General features: G+C 43.1%; 22 protein-coding genes. All 22 read left to right on the top strand.

Going from position 1 to position 21,160, the window contains the following annotated elements; translation table 11 throughout:
• The first annotated feature begins 26 nt into the window (after positions 1-26).
• The 22 genes from BN1765_RS18305 (at position 27) to map (ending at position 21,114) form a co-directional block, all read left to right on the top strand.
• Positions 27-455, top strand: a complete 429-nt coding sequence (locus BN1765_RS18305) for a TIGR03826 family flagellar region protein (RefSeq protein ID WP_050616466.1) — start codon at positions 27-29, stop codon at positions 453-455.
• 103 nt (positions 456-558) lie between these two features.
• Positions 559-825 carry a flagellar biosynthesis anti-sigma factor FlgM gene (flgM, locus tag BN1765_RS18300; protein WP_050616465.1) on the top strand — a complete coding sequence of 89 codons (267 nt, stop codon included), beginning with the start codon at positions 559-561 and terminating at the stop codon, positions 823-825.
• A 55-nt stretch (positions 826-880) separates the two neighbouring features.
• Entirely contained in the window at positions 881-1,366 is a 486-nt protein-coding gene (locus BN1765_RS18295; protein WP_050616464.1) for a flagellar protein FlgN, read from the top strand.
• A gap of 33 nt (positions 1,367-1,399) precedes the next feature.
• Entirely contained in the window at positions 1,400-2,995 is a 1,596-nt protein-coding gene (flgK, locus tag BN1765_RS18290) for a flagellar hook-associated protein FlgK (protein WP_050616463.1), read from the top strand.
• Positions 2,996-3,009: 14 nt separating this feature from the next.
• Positions 3,010-3,900 (top strand): flagellar hook-associated protein FlgL, encoded by an 891-nt coding sequence (flgL, locus tag BN1765_RS18285; RefSeq protein WP_050616462.1) that lies wholly within the window; start codon positions 3,010-3,012, stop codon positions 3,898-3,900.
• Between the two features lie 50 nt (positions 3,901-3,950).
• Positions 3,951-4,514, top strand: coding sequence for a DUF6470 family protein (locus BN1765_RS18280; protein ID WP_050616461.1), 564 nt, complete (start codon positions 3,951-3,953; stop codon positions 4,512-4,514).
• 25 nt (positions 4,515-4,539) lie between these two features.
• Positions 4,540-4,974 carry a flagellar assembly protein FliW gene (gene fliW / locus BN1765_RS18275; RefSeq protein ID WP_050616460.1) on the top strand — a complete coding sequence of 145 codons (435 nt, stop codon included), beginning with the start codon at positions 4,540-4,542 and terminating at the stop codon, positions 4,972-4,974.
• A 4-nt stretch (positions 4,975-4,978) separates the two neighbouring features.
• Entirely contained in the window at positions 4,979-5,200 is a 222-nt protein-coding gene (gene csrA / locus BN1765_RS18270; protein WP_050616459.1) for a carbon storage regulator CsrA, read from the top strand.
• Positions 5,201-5,352: 152 nt separating this feature from the next.
• Positions 5,353-6,318, top strand: coding sequence for a flagellin Hag (hag, locus tag BN1765_RS18265; protein ID WP_050616458.1), 966 nt, complete (start codon positions 5,353-5,355; stop codon positions 6,316-6,318).
• Positions 6,319-6,477: 159 nt separating this feature from the next.
• Entirely contained in the window at positions 6,478-6,822 is a 345-nt protein-coding gene (flaG, locus tag BN1765_RS18260; RefSeq protein ID WP_050616457.1) for a flagellar protein FlaG, read from the top strand.
• A gap of 13 nt (positions 6,823-6,835) precedes the next feature.
• Positions 6,836-8,911 (top strand): flagellar filament capping protein FliD, encoded by a 2,076-nt coding sequence (gene fliD / locus BN1765_RS18255; RefSeq protein ID WP_230199549.1) that lies wholly within the window; start codon positions 6,836-6,838, stop codon positions 8,909-8,911.
• A 27-nt stretch (positions 8,912-8,938) separates the two neighbouring features.
• Complete coding sequence (gene fliS, locus BN1765_RS18250) at positions 8,939-9,337, top strand: flagellar export chaperone FliS (protein ID WP_050616456.1); 399 nt, start codon at positions 8,939-8,941, stop codon at positions 9,335-9,337.
• Entirely contained in the window at positions 9,337-9,684 is a 348-nt protein-coding gene (locus tag BN1765_RS18245) for a flagellar protein FliT (RefSeq protein WP_050616455.1), read from the top strand. Before fliS ends, BN1765_RS18245 begins: the two co-directional genes overlap by 1 nt.
• Positions 9,685-9,866: 182 nt before the next feature.
• Positions 9,867-10,427, top strand: coding sequence for a ribosome hibernation-promoting factor, HPF/YfiA family (hpf, locus tag BN1765_RS18240; RefSeq protein WP_050616454.1), 561 nt, complete (start codon positions 9,867-9,869; stop codon positions 10,425-10,427).
• 556 nt (positions 10,428-10,983) lie between these two features.
• On the top strand, positions 10,984-13,491 hold the full coding sequence (secA, locus tag BN1765_RS18235; protein ID WP_050616453.1) for a preprotein translocase subunit SecA: 2,508 nt from the start codon (positions 10,984-10,986) through the stop codon (positions 13,489-13,491).
• A gap of 90 nt (positions 13,492-13,581) precedes the next feature.
• Positions 13,582-14,686 (top strand): peptide chain release factor 2 gene (prfB, locus tag BN1765_RS18230; RefSeq protein ID WP_147554228.1). Its coding sequence is split into 2 segments (ribosomal slippage): positions 13,582-13,653 and positions 13,655-14,686, totalling 1,104 coding nucleotides; the frame shifts between segments, so codons are not numbered across the junction.
• 568 nt (positions 14,687-15,254) lie between these two features.
• Complete coding sequence (locus BN1765_RS18225; protein WP_230199548.1) at positions 15,255-16,121, top strand: YitT family protein; 867 nt, start codon at positions 15,255-15,257, stop codon at positions 16,119-16,121.
• 52 nt (positions 16,122-16,173) lie between these two features.
• Positions 16,174-16,509, top strand: a complete 336-nt coding sequence (gene cccB, locus BN1765_RS18220; protein ID WP_050616451.1) for a cytochrome c551 — start codon at positions 16,174-16,176, stop codon at positions 16,507-16,509.
• Between the two features lie 344 nt (positions 16,510-16,853).
• Positions 16,854-17,540, top strand: a complete 687-nt coding sequence (gene ftsE, locus BN1765_RS18215; RefSeq protein WP_050616450.1) for a cell division ATP-binding protein FtsE — start codon at positions 16,854-16,856, stop codon at positions 17,538-17,540.
• Complete coding sequence (ftsX, locus tag BN1765_RS18210) at positions 17,530-18,414, top strand: permease-like cell division protein FtsX (protein ID WP_050616449.1); 885 nt, start codon at positions 17,530-17,532, stop codon at positions 18,412-18,414. The genes ftsE and ftsX overlap by 11 nt, the downstream gene beginning before the upstream one ends.
• A gap of 329 nt (positions 18,415-18,743) precedes the next feature.
• Positions 18,744-20,120 carry a murein hydrolase activator EnvC family protein gene (locus BN1765_RS18205; RefSeq protein WP_050616448.1) on the top strand — a complete coding sequence of 459 codons (1,377 nt, stop codon included), beginning with the start codon at positions 18,744-18,746 and terminating at the stop codon, positions 20,118-20,120.
• Positions 20,121-20,361: 241 nt separating this feature from the next.
• Positions 20,362-21,114: a type I methionyl aminopeptidase gene (gene map, locus BN1765_RS18200; protein ID WP_050616447.1), complete on the top strand. Its 753-nt coding sequence runs from the start codon at positions 20,362-20,364 to the stop codon at positions 21,112-21,114.
• The last annotated feature ends 46 nt before the right edge of the window (positions 21,115-21,160 follow it).

The raw sequence follows: 21,160 nt of genomic DNA, 5'->3' as shown, positions 1-21,160 counted from the left end.
TAAAAGCAACTGAAAGGGGAATAAACATGGGAGATCTAATGAATTGCCCAAGATGCGACAGCTTATTTATCCAGACAACATTCCGCGATGTATGCGATAGCTGCTATAAAGAAGAGGAAAAGCTGTTCGAATTAGTCTACCAATATATACGCAAGCGAGAAAACCGCACGGCAGCCATGCAGCAGGTAATCGAAGCAACCGGCGTCGAGGAAGAACTGATCATCAAGTTCATCCGCAACGGCCGGCTGAAGCTGGCGCAGTTCCCGAATCTGGGCTATAAATGCGAGCGATGCGGCGGCATGATCCGCGAAGGGCGACTCTGCGTTTCCTGTTCAACGTCATTGAAAAGCGAACTGCAGCTTTTTAAAGACGAAGAACGGCGAAAGCAGGAAATCCAGGAACGCGATAAGCGCCTGACCTATCACGTCAAAGAAAACAGCCACCCCAATAAGTGAATAGCTAATAGGAAAATGATAAAATAACATACAAACTCAGAAGAATGAGCCGATACTATTAATAAACAAAAAGATGCGGTTAATGAAAGCGAGGGGAATTCAATTGAAAATCAATCAAGTTGGCCCGGCCGGAATGAATCCATATAAAAAGAACATCAATAAATTAGATGAACTGAAACAGTCCACTTATCAAAAAGACAAAATCGAAATTTCCTCAACAGCAAAAGAAATGCAGCAGTCCTCACAAATCGTGGCACAACGCCAGGAACGCGTACAGGACATCAAAGTCTCCATCCAGAACGGCACGTATCAAGTCGATCCGAAAGCTACGGCGAAAAGCCTATTGGATTTTTACTCGAAAAATAAATAAAGAAGGGGCTAAAAAGCCCCTTCTGACATAAAGCAAATCTCGAAGGAGGCCACTCATGGGCAGTACAGCACTCATCCAGCACTTGGACACATTGATCAAGCTCCACCGTTCCTTGTTGAAACTGGCCAACCAGAAGACCGAAGCCATCAAAACCAACAACATCGATGTGCTTGAAAAGCTGATGAATGAAGAGCAAAAGCATATCAAGGCAATCACTCAGATTGAAAATGAACGGCTAAAGGAAGTCGCTCTCCTCATGGATCACCAAGACCACACAACGCCAAGTCTGATGGATGTCATCGCCCAAAGTGAAGACGGCCAGAGCGATCTATTGAAAAAGCAACGCGAGCAATTATTGGAGCTCACACAGCAATTGAAGGATGCCAATCACCTGAATCAGCAGCTGATTTATTCTTCCCTGCAATACGTCAATTTGACACTCGATATGCTACGGCCGCAGGAAGCAAACTACAATTACAATAAACCGGCCAACAACGGCGGCCAGCACATGAAACGGAGCCTATTTGATTCACAAGCATAACAATCGTAACCGAACAAGAACGGGGGAAATACAATGCGTTCAACCTTCATGGGTTTAGAAACAGCCAAACGCGGCATGTTCACGCAGCAAGGGGTATTATATGTAACCGGGAATAATATTTCTAATGCGAATACGCCGGGATATACAAGGCAACGGGCCAATATGGTGCAGACGGATTCCTATCCATACAGCGGCATGAACCGGCCAGGGATTCCTGGTCAGATTGGGACGGGGGTAACGACTGGAAGCATTGAGAGAGTGAGAGATTCTTTCCTTGACCAGCAAATTCGCCAACAAAATAATAGTGTCGGTTATTATAACGGACTTAGTGATGCCCTTGGCAAGATGGAACAAATCATGAATGAACCTTCGACAAGTGGTTTGCAAAGCACCATGGACAAGTTCTGGAACTCATTGCAGACGCTTGCGGCTAATACGGAAAACAGCGGCGCACGTGATGTCGTAGCATCCACCGGCCAAATGGTAGCCGATACGTTCAATTATTACTATAATTCATTGACCCGAGTTCAAACAGACCTGGGCAATCAAATAAGCGTCAAGACGACAGAAATCAATGAGGCCATCAAAAGTATAGCTGAGCTTAATCGAAAAATTTCAGAAGTTGAACCGCATGGCATGTTGCCAAATGACTTATATGATCAACGTGATGCATTGGTTGACCAATTGTCCAGTATGGTCAATATCAATGTCACTCGCGTCCAACCTACACAATATGGAAATGCCCTGCCGCAAGCAGATGGTTTGTACAATATTGAATTGGTAAAAGATGATGGGAAATCATCTGTACCTCCTATCAATTTGATTGAAGCGAGTACGAAAGGAAATGGCGGTTACAAACAATTCAGCATCACCCCGGAAAATCTAGAAGGCTCAGTCGATAAAATAGTTATGACGGATTCCGCTAATTCAGCTAAATCTGTAGAGATTTCAGCAAAAGATTTCGGTAAATCCGGTGAGTTATCAGCCATCATTCAAGCATACGGCTATGAGGATGGCGGGGTTAAAGGGAGTTTCCCGGATATGCTGAAAAAGCTGAATGATATGGCTTATGCATTCGGAAAAGAATTTAATGCAATCCATAGCCAAGGCTATATTTTGGATGATGGAACCAACACAAATATACAGGGCGGAGACTTCTTTGAAGGATTGAATAAAGAAAATGCTGCCCAAACAATTAAAGTAAAGGCATCCATCATAGATAATCCAAGTACGATAGCTGCCGGTGGGACGAGCGGCAAATCTGGAGATAATCAAAATGCACAGAAGCTGGCTAATATAAAGAAACTAAGCTTCTCGGAGTATTCAATTTATAATGGGACGGAGACGAAGCCGGATACGCTGACTGGAAACATGGACAGCTATTATGCAGGCATCATCGGCAAGCTTGGGGTCGAGTCGAAAAGCGCCCAGCAGAATTTGAAGAATGCCTCGACAATTGCTGCTTCTGTCGAAGAACGCCGCCAGTCTGTCAGCGAAGTATCGCTTGATGAAGAAATGGTCAATATGATCAAATTCCAACATGCCTATAATGCAAGCGCGCGGAACATTACCATGATTGACGAAATGCTGGATAAGATTATCAATGGCATGGGCGTCGTCGGACGTTAAGGAGATGAAGAGGAATGCGTGTCACACAATCGATGATCAGCAATAACACGTTGCGCCATATTAGTGATAGCTACAGCAAATTGGCGCAATTGGATGAACAGATTTCAACGGGCAAGAAATTTTCCAAGCCTTCGGATGATCCTGTTGCCGCCATGCGCGCGATGGGATACCGCAGCGACTTGAATAATATCCAGCAGTACCAACAGAACATCGGTGAAGTGAAAACATGGGTGGACAGCACGGACGATGCCCTTAATCAAGCCGTGTTGGCATTGCAGAAAATCCGTGAATTGACAGTTGAAGCAAGCAACGGTTCACTGGAGAGCAATCAGCGTTCTTATGTCGCCACAGAGATTGAACAATTGAAAGAACAAATCGGCAATATTGCGGATACACAAATCGGCGGCAAATTTATTTTCAATGGTGTGAATACACAAAAAGCGCCTACTAAGGATGGGTTTTATGAAGGCAGCACGGATCAGCAATCGATTAATTTGGAAGTGTTCCCCGGTATCACATTACCTTTGAATACACCGGGAAAAGATTTATTCCAGGAGTTAACAGCAAACGGCGATAATGACCCATTGCAGAGCTTGATCAATGATTTAAAGGATACCAATTCCAGTGAATCGACTATAAGTGGTCATTTGTCTGAAATCGATAAGCAAATTGATAAGTTTCTAACCGCACGTGCAAATGTCGGGGCAAAGCAAAACAGGGTAGAGCTGATGGATGACCGTTTAAATAGCCAAGAAGTCATCTCCACTCAAATACTCTCTGATAATGAAAATGTGGAAGTGGAGAAAGTCATCATGGATTTGACCATGCAAGAAGCGGTACACCGGGCTGCTCTTGGAGTAGGTGCCAAGATCATGCAGCCATCGCTGATGGATTTCTTAAGATAAGCTATTCCAATGGGATAGCTTCTTTTTTCTATTAAAAGGGGAGAGGGAAGATGAGAATACCGCAAATTAGATTGGAATCTCAGTCAGCAATGATTTCTATCCAAACGAATGATGCAGAATTAGAGTTGCAACAGCCCCAAGCTGAACTGGACATTCAACAACCAAAAGCAGAGATGTCCCTCGAAAGGACTCCTGCCAGATTGACGATTGACCAAACAGCCGCCTGGGAAGCGATGGGCTTTAAATCAATCAGCCGCAGTTCGAAAGAGTATGCCACTAATGGGAAGCAGGAATTGATGGAAGGCATGGCCCGGCGGACGCAAGAAGGTGATGCGCTGATGAAAATAGAAAATGGCGGAAACCCCATTCAACAAATAGCTAAACAAAACAGCGAAAGGACTGAGATACAATTCAATATCGGATTCATTCCGCCTATCGGCAGTGTAAAACTGGAGTATGAACCGGCCAAAGTAGATATCGATTGGCAGATTCATAAACCGATTGTAAATGCAAAAACAAACAAGCCGATTGGCGATTATCGAAGTGGAAATGTGGATATTGATTTAAGACAAAAGAATTCGCTTACCATTGATTTTGTCAGCGAAGAAATATAATAAATGATAGATATGGAGGGGTTATATGAAAATTATGACCAAGTTTCACGGAGAACTGGAGATAGACCAGCAACAGTTGTGGCATTTCCAAAATGGCATCCCAGGATTTCCGGATGAACAGCAGTTTGCCTTGTATCCTTTAGGCGATAGTGATTTATCCGTTTTGCAATCTTTTCAGAATAAGAATGTAGCTTTTGTGGTGGCAGATCCATTCGTTTTTTTTGACCGTTATGATTTTGTATTGGAAGACTCGGTTCTGGAGCAGCTTGAAGTGGAAAATCGAAGCGATGTGATGGTAGCTGTCATTTTGACATTAGGAGAGACGATAGAAGAATCAACAGCAAACCTGCAGGCACCTGTTATTTTCAATCTGAAAAACCAGAAAGCAAAACAAGTTATTCTGCATGATACGCACTATATGACAAAACATCCATTAAACCAGCAAGAGGGGAAGGAGTAAAGCCATGTTAGTGCTGACAAGAAAAGCAGGGGAAACAATCGTGATCGGCGAAGGAATTGAAGTGACCGTATTGGAATCCAAAGGAGATCAAATCAAGCTCGGCATAAAAGCGCCTAGAAATGTAGAAATCCACCGGAAGGAAGTATTCGAAAGCATCCAGAATGAAAACAAAGCTGCACTATCCAGTGAAAATTTCATTTGGGATTTTATCGGCAAAGAAAAATAAGTATCAGAAAAATATTCTCTAAAACCTATTAAATTCCTTGCTTGCATGTCGATATAACTAATGTAAACGAAAGGCGTGAACGGCCGTCACCCTTTCAGCTCTATATAGTGTTCACAAGGACGTGAACCGACACATTCAAGGAGGAATTTGAAATGAGAATCAATCACAACATTGCGGCCCTTAACACGTACCGTCAAATGGGGAACGCACAAAACGCACAATCTAAAAATATGGAGAAATTGTCTTCTGGCCAACGAATTAACCGTGCCGGCGATGATGCTGCAGGTCTTGCAATCTCTGAAAAGATGCGCGGACAAATCCGTGGATTGGATATGGCTGCTAAAAACTCTCAAGATGGTATCTCAATGATCCAAACTGCTGAAGGTGCTTTGAACGAAACACACAGCATTCTTCAACGTATGCGTGAGTTGGCTACTCAATCTGCTAACGATACAAATACAAGCACTGATCGTGACGAAATTCAAAAAGAAATGAATCAATTGACTTCTGAAATTACACGTATCGGTAACACTACAGAATTTAACACTAAAAAGTTACTTGATGGCACTCAAGCTATTACTACTACTACAGGTGAGGACGGAACAGTTTCTACAACGGGTACTGGTGCTTCATTACAAATTGGGGCAAACAAAGGCCAACAATTTACTGTACAAATCAATGATATGCGTGCTCAAGCTTTAGGGGTGTCAGGCGTTACTGGTGGAGGAGATGCTAGCGAAGCTGGTGCAAAATTCGTTGCTGTTGCTAAAGGTGGATTAACTGACGTTAGTGCAACGGCTGGGACAGCAGAATATGCACTAGATTTATCGACTGCTGACAAAGCAAGTGCTGCTATTACAGTAATTGATTCCGCTATTAAATCAGTTTCTAGCGAGCGTTCTCGTCTTGGCGCTTACCAAAACCGCTTAGAGCACACAATCAATAACTTGAGCACATCTTCTGAAAACTTAACAGCTGCAGAATCACGTATCCGTGACGTAGATATGGCTAAAGAAATGATGGAACAAACTAAAAACTCTATCCTTCAACAAGCTTCTCAAGCTATGCTTGCTCAAGCTAACCAACAGCCACAAGGCGTTCTTCAATTGTTGAAATAATAAATATGGTTAAATTTAAAGGGATTCTAGTTTTAGGACTAGAGTCTCTTTTTTTATATCATAAGTTCCTTTTATAAATGAATTGCTCTTTTTTCATCAAAATATAAGCCTTATCTCCGATAAATAATATATAGAAATGTTTCGGAAGGAGCGTCTGGTATGTTAGACAAAGTTGGAAGTTCGGGATTTCAACCTCAAACAACAACTATACAACCACAGAATCAGACAGATCTTAATATAGGTAAACAAACAGAATTTGAGCAGCGAGAGAAGCAATTAAATAAGAAAGATTTAGAGAAAGTAATCAATGGGATGAATGAATTTCTTAAGCCATCTACCACCCATATTCAATTTCAGTATCATGAAAAACTTCAAGAATACTATGTAACGGTGGTAGATATTGATACCCAAGAAGTTGTGAAGGAAATCCCGTCTAAAAAGATGCTGGACATGCATGCGGAGATGACCGAGTTTCTTGGCGTGCTGGTGGATAAGAAAATTTGAGGGGGTAAATCTTTTGAGAGTTAGCGGCTTAGCAAGCGGTATGGATATAGACAGCATTGTGAAAGATATGATGAAGGCACAAAAAATGCCTTTAGATAAGTTGAAACAGCAAAAGCAAATACTGGAATGGCAACGTGATGATTATCGTTCAATGAATACATTGCTATTAGGTTTTCGTAGTGAACTTCTGAATATGAAGATGACATCGCAGTATCGTGTGAGAATGGTGAGCTCTTCAGATGAAAGTAAACTTACTGCAACTGCTTCGAATGCGGCTAGCCAAGGTACACATACTATATCAAAAGTAACTCAATTGGCTGCAGCAGAAGTCTTATTGAATAAAGATTCAATCAAGGCTAAGGATAAAGAGATTGATATAAATAAGAGTTTATATAATCAAAACAGTTTATTTGCTGTTCAATCAGATAGCGTTTGGAAAGACGGAGCTATCTTATCTAAAAATGTAACAACTAAGACAGCTACTGATATGGTGGATTTGGGTACAGATGCAAAAATTAATTACAACGAATTGAAATCCATGTCTATAAAAGTTGATGGAACTCAGTTTAAAGTTGTGACTCAAGCAGAGTTAGATGCTCGTGATGAAGGTTTTCAAAATCTGCAGAACGATGAGGTGTTGGTCGATCCTGATAAAGGTACTTTGAAATTTGGAAAGACTCTCAATGAAAATAGCAGTGTAAAAGTCAATTATATTGCCAACGAACGAACAGATAAACTTTCTTTAGGTAAATCGAACACTAAATGGACTTTGAACCAAGGGAGTATTAAGGAAGACAGTATTTCTTTTGTACTTAAAAAGAAAGTAGGGGATATCGAAGAGAAGCCTTCAAAAACGTATATTGTAACAGGGGATAAAATTGTTGCAAAGGGTGATTCAGAAGAGTTAGGCACAATAAATTTAGAAACTGGAGAAGTTACTTTTAATTCAAATATTCCTAGCTCTGATGAAAAAACAGTTTACTCATTAGAAGCAACTTATAAGCATAAATATACAACGTTCGATATTGATACTACAACTTCAACTGGTGATAAACATGAAAGCTTTCTTATCGGTGGGAATGATTCTTTAAGTACGGTAATGTCAACTGTCAATAATTCTAGTGTAGGCGTTAATATGTTCTACGATGACCATACCGGACAGATGTCTTTAACACGAAAAGAGACCGGTGACTTTAATAAAAATGGAAATGAAATCAAAACTACCGGTAATTTTATTAATAAAACACTTCGTTTTGGTCAAGGAACCGTGTCGGTCAGTGCTCAAAATGCTGAATTCACAATAAACGGCTTAAAAACGGAGAGATCGTCCAATACATTTGAAGTAAGCGGCGTTTCATTTACTCTAAAAGCAAAATTTGATGACTCTGTTACAATTGGCATAACGAATGATAGCACTAAAGTGTATGATAATATTAAAAAATTTGTTGATGATTACAATACAATGATCAGCAAAATACAAGATAAAGTAAATGAAAAAAGGAATAATGATTATAAGCCTTTAACAGATGATCAAAAAGAAAGCTTAAGCGATAAACAGCAAGATAAATGGGAAGAAATCGCTAAAACAGGTTTACTGCGAAACGATAATCTATTGAATAGTGCCCTTTCTGGCATGAGGAATGATTTTTATGGAACAGTCGTTAATAGTAGTATACCAGATGGATATAACCAGCTTTCGAAAATAGGCATAACGACAACTGCAAACTATCTTGAGGGTGGAAAACTAGAGATAAATGAAGCGAAGTTAAAAAAAGCAATCGAAGAAAACCCGGATGCTATTGAGCAACTCTTTCGAGGGGAAAACGGCATTGCACAGAAATTGACGGATACGGTCAATAAATCAATGGATATGTTGAAGGCAAAGGCTGGTAATTCCGCTTCCACTAATCAGACATTTGTGATTGGCCGAGATTTGGATGGGATTGATAAGCGTGTCGATACATTTGAAGACCGTATGAAAGACCTGGAAGACCGCTACTACCGCCAATTCACGGCGATGGAACAGGCGATCCAAAAGGCTAACAGCCAATCCAATTATCTTTACTCATTCTTTAGTAATGGAAATTAACAGGTATATATAAGGAGTGTCACAAACATGGCAGCAAATAATCCATACAAAACATACCAACAAAATTCGGTCACGACAGCGTCTCCGGCTGAGCTGACGCTGATGCTTTACAATGGTTGCCTGAAGTTCGTTGCAAAGGCAAAAGTCGCTATTTCACAAGGCCAGATTGAAGAGAAGAATACGAATATCCAAAAAGCGCAGAAGATCATCCGTGAGTTAATGGTGACATTGAATATGGATATGGAAGTCAGCCATAATATGATGACTCTCTATGAATTTATGAATCAGCGCTTAATGGATGCGAATATCAAAAATAGTAGTGCGCCTTTAGATGAAGTGGAAGGATTATTGGTGGATTTCCGCGATACATGGAAGCAGGTGATTCAAAAAAATCGCCAACAACAGCATACGGGTGGAATGGTCTGATGAGAGCCAGTCTGAAAGAATGTTATCGGCTGACGGCTGAGCTTCGGATGCTTACCCATATTCCTCAGAGCGATTTGACGGATGAACAGTACGATGAAATTAGCCGTTTGCTGGATCGCCGCCAGAAGGTATTGGATGATATTTTCCCGCCTTTTACAGATGATGAGATGAAAATTGGCGGAGTGGTCGTTTCGATCAATAAGGAAATTGATATGAAATTGGTAGAAATCAAACAGCAGTTGGCTTCGCAAATCCGCAGTGTGAAAAAGCAAGGGAATTCCACGAAAAAATACTTGGGCTATTTCCAAGGCGATGCCGGCAGTTATTTCTATGATAAACGAAACTAAGATGATTCCATTCCGGGTTCATCTTTTTTTGTGCAGTCTATCAATCTCCTTATCCTGAGAAGATTCTGTGAAGTTTTTTGTTCGCAATTCCGACAAATAAAATTAATGTTTCATAGAGGGTTTGGAAGGGGTATCATAGAATCTAGTAGGTATAGTTTTATTTATTAAAGGAGGACTCACTTATGGATTATAACATTCGTGGTGAAAACATTGAGGTAACTCCAGCTCTGCGCGAATACGTGGAGAAGAAAATTGGAAAATTGGAAAGATATTTTAACAACACATCTAATGCTACCGTATATGTAAACCTTAAGGTTTATAACGATAAGACATCTAAGGTTGAAGTCACTGTTCCAATGTCTAATCTTGTTCTTCGTGCAGAAGAAAGAAATGCAGATATGTATGCTGCGATTGATACAATCACCGATAAGCTTGAAAGACAGATCCGCAAGCATAAGACAAAGGTGAACCGTAAGTTCCGGACTACTGGAAGCACGGCTGACCTGTTTGACTTTACGCCGGAAGAGGGTACTCCGCAGGATGCTGTGGAAACAGAAGAGAATGACTTGGAAGTTGTGCGTAACAAACGCTTCGACTTAAAACCAATGGACAGTGAGGAAGCGATTCTTCAGATGAATCTGTTGGGCCATAATTTCTTCGTTTACACAAATGCTGAAACGGAAGTGACAAATGTGGTCTACAAGCGTAAGGATGGCCGTTACGGCTTAATTGAACCGAATTAAATAATATAAAACTAGACTGAAGATGCGGTTTTCCGCCAGCCATTCCGTGGTTGGCGGGAGCCGCATTTTTTAATGCCCTTTTGCCTGTCCGTCTTTAGGCGCAGTATCACCTGCTATGGATAAAGATCTTCTCCAACGAAGCCACTGCCATTTTCACATGCTTCCTTTTTGCTGTATCTCCATAGGTAATCTGTGTTATGCTGAAGTACTGGCCTTTTCTTTGCCGTTTTTTGTCGGAAATTGGCCCATCATAGAGATGAAAGAAGATGAAACTCTACCAGAGGGCAGTTGTACCGAACAAGTAGAAATGGTAATATTATAAAATGGATATTTCCAGAAAAGTGCCACGCTAAACGAGTGAAGCCATTTTTTCATGTTTTCGCTTTTGGTTGGCATGGCTTATATCATGAAAGAATCAAGTGGGAAGATAGACCTGTTAAGATCAGTTCTTTCCTATAGATAAGGGCCGCATGATCAATCGGAACTTAGTACGGGGCGATTTCCCCATTATGGAACGAAGGTTTACGTTATCACAAAACAGAGGAGCGTTTGTGACATGTTATCAATTTTAAATAAAGTGTTTGATTCAAATAAGAAAGAAGTAAAACGTCTGCAGAAGATGGCAGATCAAATAGATGGATTGGCTTCGCAAATGGAAGCTTTATCGGATGAGGAGCTTAAAGCGAAGACTCCTGAGTTCAAGGAACGCTACCAAAACGGCGAGACGCTTGACCAGTTGCTTCCTGAAGCTTTCGCTGTTGTCCGCGAGGCGTCAAAGCGTGTGCTTGGCATGTATCCGTTCAAGGTGCAGCTGATGGGTGGTATTGCCCTTCATGACGGCAATATTTCTGAGATGAAGACCGGGGAAGGTAAAACGCTGACGTCCACAATGCCGGTGTATTTAAATGCACTGTCCGGCAAAGGTGTCCATGTCATCACGGTCAATGATTATTTGGCTTCACGTGATGCCACTGAAATGGGCCAGTTGTATGAATTCCTTGGCTTGACAGTCGGTTTGAACACGAACGGGCTTAGCCGCGAAGAGAAACAGGAAGCGTACAATGCCGATATCACATACGGTACGAATAATGAGTTCGGCTTCGATTATCTGCGCGATAATATGGTGTTGTATAAAGAACAAATGGTACAGCGTCCGCTTCATTATGCCGTGATCGATGAAGTCGATAGCATCCTGATTGATGAAGCGCGTACGCCGCTGATCATTTCCGGAAGCGCCCAAAAATCGACTTCTTTGTATATCCAGGCGAATGGCTTCGTCCGTACGTTAACGAAAGAAACAGATTACACATATGATGAGAAGACGAAGAGTGTACAATTGACAGAAGAAGGAATTACGAAAGCAGAGCGCGCTTTCCGCATCGACAACTTGTTCGATATTTCCCATGTGTCATTGAACCACCATATCAATCAGGCGTTGAAAGCGCATGTGTCGATGCATAATGACGTCGACTATGTCGTGCAGGACGGCGAGATTGTCATCGTTGACCAATTTACCGGTCGTTTGATGAAAGGCCGCCGCTACAGTGACGGTTTGCATCAGGCGATTGAAGCGAAGGAAGGCCTGGAAATCCAGAACGAGAGCATGACGCTTGCAACAATCACTTTCCAGAACTATTTCCGTATGTATGAAAAGCTTGCCGGTATGACTGGTACGGCGAAGACAGAGGAAGAAGAATTCCGCAACATCTATAATATGAATGTTATCGTCATCCCGACGAACCGCGACATCATCCGTGACGACCGCGCTGACTTGATTTTCGCGTCCATGAGCGGCAAGTTCAATGCAGTGGCCGACGACATCCAGGAACGCCATGAAAAAGGGCAGCCTGTCCTTGTCGGTACCGTTGCAATCGAAACATCGGAATTGATTTCCCAATTGCTTTCAAAACGCAAGATCCCTCATAATGTCTTGAATGCGAAAAACCACTTCCGTGAAGCGGAAATCATCGCCGATGCCGGTAAGCAAGGATCCGTAACGATTGCGACGAACATGGCTGGCCGTGGTACGGATATCAAGCTTGGCGAAGGTGTTAAGGAGTTAGGCGGACTTGCTGTCATCGGTACGGAGCGCCATGAATCCAGACGGATCGATAATCAGCTCCGTGGACGGTCAGGACGTCAGGGAGACCCTGGTGTCACTCAATTCTATCTATCGATGGAAGATGAATTGATGCGCCGTTTCGGCAGTGATAATATGAAAAATATGATGGCCCGCCTTGGAATGGATGATACGCAGCCAATCCAGAGCAAGATGGTCACAAAAGCGGTTGAATCCGCGCAGAAACGGGTGGAAGGCAATAACTTCGATGCCCGTAAGCAATTGCTACAATATGATGATGTCTTGCGCCAACAGCGTGAAATCATCTATAACCAACGCTTCGAAGTGTTGGATAGCGAAAACCTGCGCGAAATCATCGAGAAGATGATCACCACTTCTGTTGAGCGCCAGATTGCGGCCTTTATCAGCGGTGATGAGGAAGAAAACTATAACCTCGAAGGAATCATTGATTATGTGGAAGGCAATCTCTTGCCGGAAGGAACGATTTCAGTTGACGATCTGAAAGGCAAAGAAGGCGACGAAATCAGCGAGTTTATCCTAGAAAAAGTCAAACAGCGTTATGATGAAAAAGAAGAGCAAATGTCATCTGAACAAATGCGCGAGTTTGAAAAAGTCATTCTTCTCCGTGCGGTCGACAGCAAATGGATGGACCATATCGACGCGATGGAACAATTGCGCCAAGGAATCCATCTCCGTGCTTACGGACAAATCGATCCGCTTAAGGAATACCAGCAGGAAGGGTTTGCGATGTTCGGCGACATGATTGCTGCCATTGAAGACGAAGTGGCCATGTATATTATGAAAGCGGAAATCCAAAACAACCTGGAGCGCCAAGAAGTGGCTAAAGGACAAGCCGTCCATCCGAAAGAAGACGGAGAAGAAGTGAAGAAAAAGCCGGTCCGCAAAAAGCAGGAAGTTGGGCGCAATGACCCATGCCCATGCGGCAGCGGCAAAAAATATAAAAACTGTCATGGCCGCGCGTAAGCCGGCATATGGACTATAAGGAAAGAGGAAGGGCCATCAAGCGCCTCCTCTTTTCGTTTGTCACATTACTACATTTTTGAGGTGAAGAGCATGGAATTAGCAGAAATCAGATCAGAGCTCGAAAAAACAGCTAAGAAATTAGCGGACTTTAGGGGGTCTCTTTGACTTAGAAGAGAAGGAAGCCCGCATTGCAGAATTAGACCATGAAATGACACATCCGGACTTCTGGAATGACCAGCAAGCGGCTCAGAGTGTCATCAATGAAGCGAACGGATTAAAGGAATTGGTGGAGAAATTCTACTCCATGAGTGAAACCCATGAAAACCTGGAAGTTACGTATGAACTATTGAAAGAAGAATACGATGAAGACCTTCAGGCCGAGTTGGAATCAGAAATCACCGAACTGACAAAAGAAATGAATGAGTACGAACTGCAGGCGCTATTGAGCGAACCGTATGACAAGAACAACGCCATCCTTGAATTGCATCCGGGTGCAGGCGGAACCGAGTCGCAGGACTGGGGCTCCATGCTGCTGCGCATGTATACACGCTGGGCGGAAAAGCAAGGCTTTAAAGTGGAGACGCTTGATTATCTTCCAGGCGATGAAGCCGGCATCAAGAGCGTTACGCTATTGATCAAAGGCCATAATGCTTACGGTTATCTGAAAGCGGAAAAAGGTGTACACCGCCTTGTCCGCATTTCGCCGTTCGATGCATCTGGACGCCGCCATACATCATTCGTTTCATGCGATGTCATGCCGGAATTGAATGACGATATCGATATCGAAATCCGTAGTGAAGATCTGAAAATCGACACATACCGTGCGAGCGGTGCCGGCGGACAGCATATCAATACGACCGACTCTGCGGTCCGTATCACACATTTGCCGACTGGCGTAGTCGTAACCTGCCAAAATGAACGTTCTCAGATCAAGAACCGTGAAAAAGCGATGAGTATGCTGAAAGCGAAGCTATATCAACGCCAAATCGAAGAACAACAGGCACAGCTGGATGAAATTCGCGGCGAAAAAAGCGACATCAGCTGGGGAAGCCAAATCCGTTCATATGTTTTCCACCCTTATTCCATGGTCAAGGACCACCGCACAGGGGCGGAAACAGGAAACGTACAGGCTGTCATGGATGGAGACATCAACAGCTTCATTGATGCCTATCTGCGTTCGAAACTGGCTGATTAATCAAGAGCTGCAAGGAATTTTCCTTGCAGTTTTTTTGCTTAAAAAGACCTTTTTTGTTTCTCAATCATAGCTGACGATAAAATAGTTATCATATATCGTAATTTAAACAAGGACTTCAAATTCATCGAAGTCCTTTTCTAATTGTAATATCAACAAAGATATCTAATATAGCCTTTAAAATAAGGTCAATGATTCCCCATTAAGTCGATTGATTGGAGCGGAAGGATGCGAAGACTCCTGCGGGATCAGCGGGACAGGTGAGATCCCACAGGCGCAAGGGCGCCGAGGAAGCTCACCGCCCGCCCCACGGAAAGTGAGCATCCTGGAGCGGAAATCAATCGCTGCTGACTACTTGTTCAATCTGGATTTTTGCCTTTCCATCTGGCTATCATAAAAGGAAACTCTTCTGACAACACTATAGAAAAAGAATATCAAACAAACGATTGATTTAATGCTTTACTACGTTATCTGGCTGTTATTTACAGGCTCTCAAGCGTGGTGCTATACTCTTGTTTGGTATTAGAAAATGATAGGGAAATACAGGATGTTTTTACAGTCGGAGGGTATCATGGTAGATAAAATGAAAGGTTCCATCAGAAATGCGGCCAGCCATGCCTGGTTTGATTATGTATATGTTATGGTCGGAGCAGCGGTAGTGGCTCTGTCTTTTAATGTGTTTCTATTGCCCAATCATATTGCTTCCGGAGGGACAAGCGGAATTTCCACGATCCTGCATGCGAAGTTCGGCTGGGAGCCGGCTTATGTGCAGTGGGCATTAAATATTCCGTTATTCATTGCTGGCGTGATTTTGCTCGGCAAGCAATTTGGCATCAAGACATTTGTCGGGACATGTTTTTTCCCGCTTGTCGTTTATTTAACAAAGGATTTGCAGCCGTGGACAACGGATGCGCTGCTTGGTTCGATTGTTGGCGGCATCGGTGTGGGGCTTGGGCTTGGCATCGTCTTTTTAGGGAAAGCCTCAACGGGAGGGACGGATTTAGCAGCCCAGATTGCCCATAAGTACACGCGGGTCTCGCTCGGTAAATGTGTGGCGCTGATTGACGGGCTGATTGTCATTTCCGCAAGTTTCGTATTCGATATCGAGCGCGGACTGTATGCGCTGATTGGCTTGTATGCGACCAGCAAGACGATTGATCTGGTACAGGTAGGGATGGATAACTCGAAGATGACCTTAATCATCACGAATAAAGAACAGGAAATGCGGGAAGCCATTTTCAATCGCATTAACCGCGGCGTCACCGAGCTTCACGGCAAAGGCGGCTACACGGAAACGGATAAGCCTGTGCTGATGTGTGTGGTCGACCAGTCGCAATTCACGAAATTGAAACAAGTGGCGCGAGAAGTTGATCCTCATGCGTTCGTTGTCGTCACGGATGCCCACGAGGTATTGGGGGAAGGTTTCAATCAAGCCTGAAATGGTATAATATAGTAACGGAAAATACTATATGGGCTATGGGGGTATATGTATGAACAAAAAGCTAATAGCGCTGTTCCTCGGAACTTCGCTTGTGCTGGCTGCTTGCGGCGGGGGAGACAAGTCGTCAGAAAACGGAGCGGACGATGGCAAGTCGTACGTGGATGACAGTGCGGGAGCGAAAATCTACAAACAGAATTGCATCAACTGCCACGGTGATAATCTTCAAGGCGTCAGCGGGCCGAATCTGCAGGAAGTAGGCGCCAAACAATCCAAGGATGATATTGAGAAGATTATTCTCGAAGGAAAAGGCGGCGGCATGCCTAAAGGTTTGGTAAAAGGCAAGGATGCCGAGACGGTGGCCCAGTGGCTGTCAGAAAAGAAGTAAAATGAAACCGATCAGGCTTTTATCACAGAGCAAAGGTTTTTTGAACAAGCTGAATCTTTAACGAGATTCGGCTTTTTATATGAAACGGGACGTTATTCCTATCAGTTTTTTTGGAAAAATAAGACAAAGTTACCGCAATTATCTGAAAATTAATGATTCATTTGAAATAAAAATGTAATATTATTTAAACTGTATTTGAATTTTGTAGATGATATAATGGCTTTGGGGAAAACGAGGAAATTTGTTGGAAATTGGAATTACCAAGTTGTTAATGTCGAAAGAAGCATAAAGAACAAACAATAGCGCCTTATTAAAAAAGGCATAGATATAGGTGGTTTTTTTTAATGATTGAAATGGTTGATGTAAACAAGACCTACTCGAACGGCGTCAAAGCCGTTAGCGGTATTAATGTAAAAATTAAAAAGGGTGAATTTGTTTACGTGGTAGGGCCAAGCGGCGCCGGTAAATCAACATTTATTAAAATGATGTACCGGGAAGAAAAGCCGACCAGCGGAACTATCTCGGTAAATGGCATTTCACTCGGGAAAATCCGCAATTCAAAAGTTCCAGTGTTCAGACGCAATATCGGCGTCGTTTTCCAGGACTTTAAATTATTGCCGAAACTCACAGTATATGAAAATGTAGCATTCGCTATGGAAGTAATCGAAATTAATCCCCAGAACATCAAACAGCGCGTCATGGAAGTGCTTGACCTTGTCGGCCTGAAGCACAAAGCGCGTATGTTTCCGACTGAATTGTCCGGAGGAGAGCAGCAGCGTGTATCGATTGCCCGCTCCATCGTCAACGATCCTAAAGTGGTGATCGCCGATGAGCCGACAGGAAACCTCGATCCGGAGACCTCATGGGAAATCATGAATATTTTTGAAGAAATCAATCGACGTGGCACAACAGTTGTGATGGCCACTCATAATAAAGAAATTGTAGACAATCTTCGACACCGCGTTATAGCGATCGAGGGTGGCACGATTATAAGAGACGAACAACGAGGTGACTACGGATATGAATATTAATAGTCTCTTTCGTCATTTTAGGGAAAGTTTCAAGAGCCTTGGGCGTAATGCCTGGATGACATTTGCATCCGCCAGTGCCGTAACGGTCACGCTTTTATTGGTTGGTGTATTTTTCGTTATCTTGATGAATATGAACAATATCGCCAAGAATGTTGAGAATGATGTAGAGATCCGCGTGCAAATCGATGCGGCTGCTAAGCAGGATGACATGGACAAGCTGGGCCAGCAGTTGAAAGATACCAATGCTGTCAAAACGGTCACCTTCTCCTCTAAAGAAGAAGAGTTGGAATCCATCGTCAAAAGCCTTGGCAAATCCTTCGCTTTGTTTGAACAGGACAATCCACTCCGCAATGTGTATGTTGTGAAAACGAAAACTCCTGAAGATGTAATCAAAGTGGCGCATAAGATCGAGAAGTATGATTATGTTGAAAAAGTAAAATACGGACAAGGAACAGTTGAAAAGCTATTTAATGTCATCAATGTTATGCGTAATATCGGGGTTGTATTGATTGTCGGCTTGCTGTTCACAGCGATGTTCCTAATCTCCAATACAATCAAGATTACGATTGTTGCAAGAAGAAATGAAATCGAAATTATGAGATTGGTAGGGGCATCAAACTCCTTCATCCGCTGGCCATTCTTCCTTGAAGGGCTGTGGCTTGGCATATTGGGATCCATCATCCCGATCATTCTGATTGCCACAACCTATCACAAGGTCATCGGCGTGGTCACAGACAGAAGCGATATCGGCTATCTGCAAATGTTGCCATTCAGCCCGTTCATCTACCAAGTATCAGGCGTTCTGCTCCTAATGGGCGCACTGATCGGCGTTTGGGGAAGCATGATGTCAGTACGCAAATTCTTAAAGGTATAAAGAAAAGCGGAAGTGACCGTTTAGCGACGTACAAACTGGACTGCTTCTCTTCGAAATAAAGGAAACACGAAGAACGTAGTGATTCGATGTTGACTTATTGAAGAGAGAAGTGGGAAGTTTGCTAGTCGCTGGTCACTGCAGCTAGACAATAAAGAAAAGCGGAAGTGACCGTTTAGCGACGTACAAACTGGAGCTAAACGGTTTCAATCGCTTATAAAATAAATGGTTAAGGTGGGTCGGCCTTTTATCGTCCGGCCTTTCCTATTTGTATGGACTTATGCCGTCTACACAGAGAAAACTAGATTAGAAGAGAAAGGTGATCGTGGAACATGTTAAAATCTAAGTTGCTTGTCCTGAACACAACGGTTGTTCTAGGTTTATCAAGTATTTTTGCAGCCAGTGGTGTCAGTGCGGAATCCATCTCAGATATGGAAAACAAGAAAAAGAAAATCCAAGATCAACGCTCTAATGTTCAATCGAATATTCAAAGTACAGACGCAAAGATTAAAGCGTTGCAAGACCAGCAAGCTAAAACAAAATCTGAGATGCAAAAAATTGATGAAGCCATTTCATCGACCAATGCAAAAATCACAGAGAAGAATGAAGAAATTACATCTACCAAAGCAGATATAGAAAAACTGAAAAAAGAAATCGAAGAGCTGAAAGAACGCATTGCCAAACGGAATGAAGTCCTTAAAAACCGCGCATTGACGTATCAGGAAAACGGCGGCAGCAACAGCTATCTTGAAGTAATCCTCGGCGCTTCCAGTTTCGGTGAATTTATTGAGCGCATCGGCGCCGTATCGACAATCATGGATGCCGATCAAGATTTAGTCAAACAGCATGAAGCGGACAAAGAAAAACTTGAAAGCAACCAGAAAAAAGTAGAAAGCAAGCTTGCTTCTTTGGAAAAGATGAGAAGCGAATTGCAATCCATGAAGGCTACGCTGTCTAAACAACGTGCCGAAAAAGACAAGCTGATGGGCCAATTAGAACATGACGAACATGAAGCTCATACATATAAAATGGACCTTCAAGAAGAAAATGATGTTCTAGCTTCCCAACACGATGCGATCAATAAAGCTATCGCCAACGAAAAAGCCCGTCAAGCAGAAGCAGCAAAAGCAGAAAGAGAGCGTCAAGCGGCATTGGAACGCGCCCGTCAAGAAGCAGCTAAAAAAGCGGCCAGCGGCGGTTCACATGTAAGTTCTCATTCTAGTTCAAATTCAAGCAGCTCAAATTCAAGCTCAAACTCAGGCAGCAGCCATAGCAGTGCACCAAGCACTAGCTCAACTCCTGGCATCTCTGCAGGCGCCTTTACAAGACCGGCTGTAGGCGTACTTTCATCCGGATTCGGCGGACGCTGGGGAGCGACCCACTTCGGTGTAGACATTGCCAACCCTGTTTCTGTGCCGATTGTAGCGGCAGCTGATGGTGTTGTGGCCCGTTCTTACTATTCTTCTTCATATGGCAACGCGGTATTCATTTCACATAGCATCAACGGCAAGCTATATACAACCGTTTATGCGCATATGAACAGCAGAAATGTCAGCACCGGCCAAACGGTATCCAAAGGGCAGCAAATCGGTATGATGGGCAACACCGGCCAATCAACAGGACAGCATTTGCATTTCGAATTGCATGAAGGCCCTTGGACTCCATCGAAGAGCGGAGCAATCAACCCGATCGGTATTGTGCCTCTATAAAAATGTATATCCTTTTATAGATACGCTTAAACGTGACAACAGACATCTCAATCGCGGGGTGTCTGTTTCCTTTTGCCGCAAAAACCGCTGATTTTACGTTGTCGCCCAGAGATGTTGCCGGTGGCGAGGTTCTTTTTTTGGAGGTTGGGCATAGAACTGATATGATTAATAAGGAGATCAAATATCTAGACGTAGAACTTAGGAACTATTTAGCCACTGTAGTAAGAAGGAGAGTGCAACAATGATTGTTTTAAAATCAAAAAATGAAATAGAAAATATGAGAAAAGCGGGAGAACTGCTTGCCTCTGTGCATGAAAAATTAAGAGAAATGATTAAGCCGGGAGTCAATACACAGCAAATTGAAGATTTCGTGGAAAAGTATCTGAAACAACATGGCGCTACAGCTGAACAAAAAGGGTACCAGGGTTATCCGTATGCGACTTGTGCATCTGTCAACGATGAAATCTGCCACGGCTTCCCTTCTAAAAAGCCATTGAAAGAAGGGGACATCGTCACAATCGATATGGTGGTCAACCTGAATGGTTTCTTGGCGGATTCTGCATGGACTTATCCAGTGGGCAAGGTTTCTGATGAAGTACAGGATCTTTTGGAAGTAACCGAGAAGTCTCTATACCTTGGCATTGAGCAAGCAGTTGTCGGCAATCGTGTCGGCGATATCGGCCATGCGATCCAGCAGTACGTAGAAAGCAAAGGATACTCAGTTGTGCGCGACTTTACAGGGCATGGAATCGGCAGAACCATCCATGAAGATCCGTATATCCCGCACTATGGCTTGCCTGGCAAAGGGCCTCGTTTAAAAGCGGGCATGGTCATCACAATTGAGCCAATGGTCAATACAGGCGGCTGGCAAGCAAAAATGGACGATAATGATTGGACTGCCCGCACAGTGGATGGCGGCCTTTCAGCCCAATATGAACATACACTTGCCATCACGGAAGACGGCCCTATCATTTTGACCAAGCAAAAAGGGTGACGATCAGACCAATGAAAGTTAAGGGAGAATCATCATAATTTCTCCC

The organism is Bacillus testis, from assembly GCF_001243895.1.
GTDB classification, from domain to species: Bacteria; Bacillota; Bacilli; order Bacillales; family DSM-1321; genus Bacillus_AD; species Bacillus_AD testis.
This window is presented reverse-complemented; position numbering and strand designations above follow the sequence as displayed.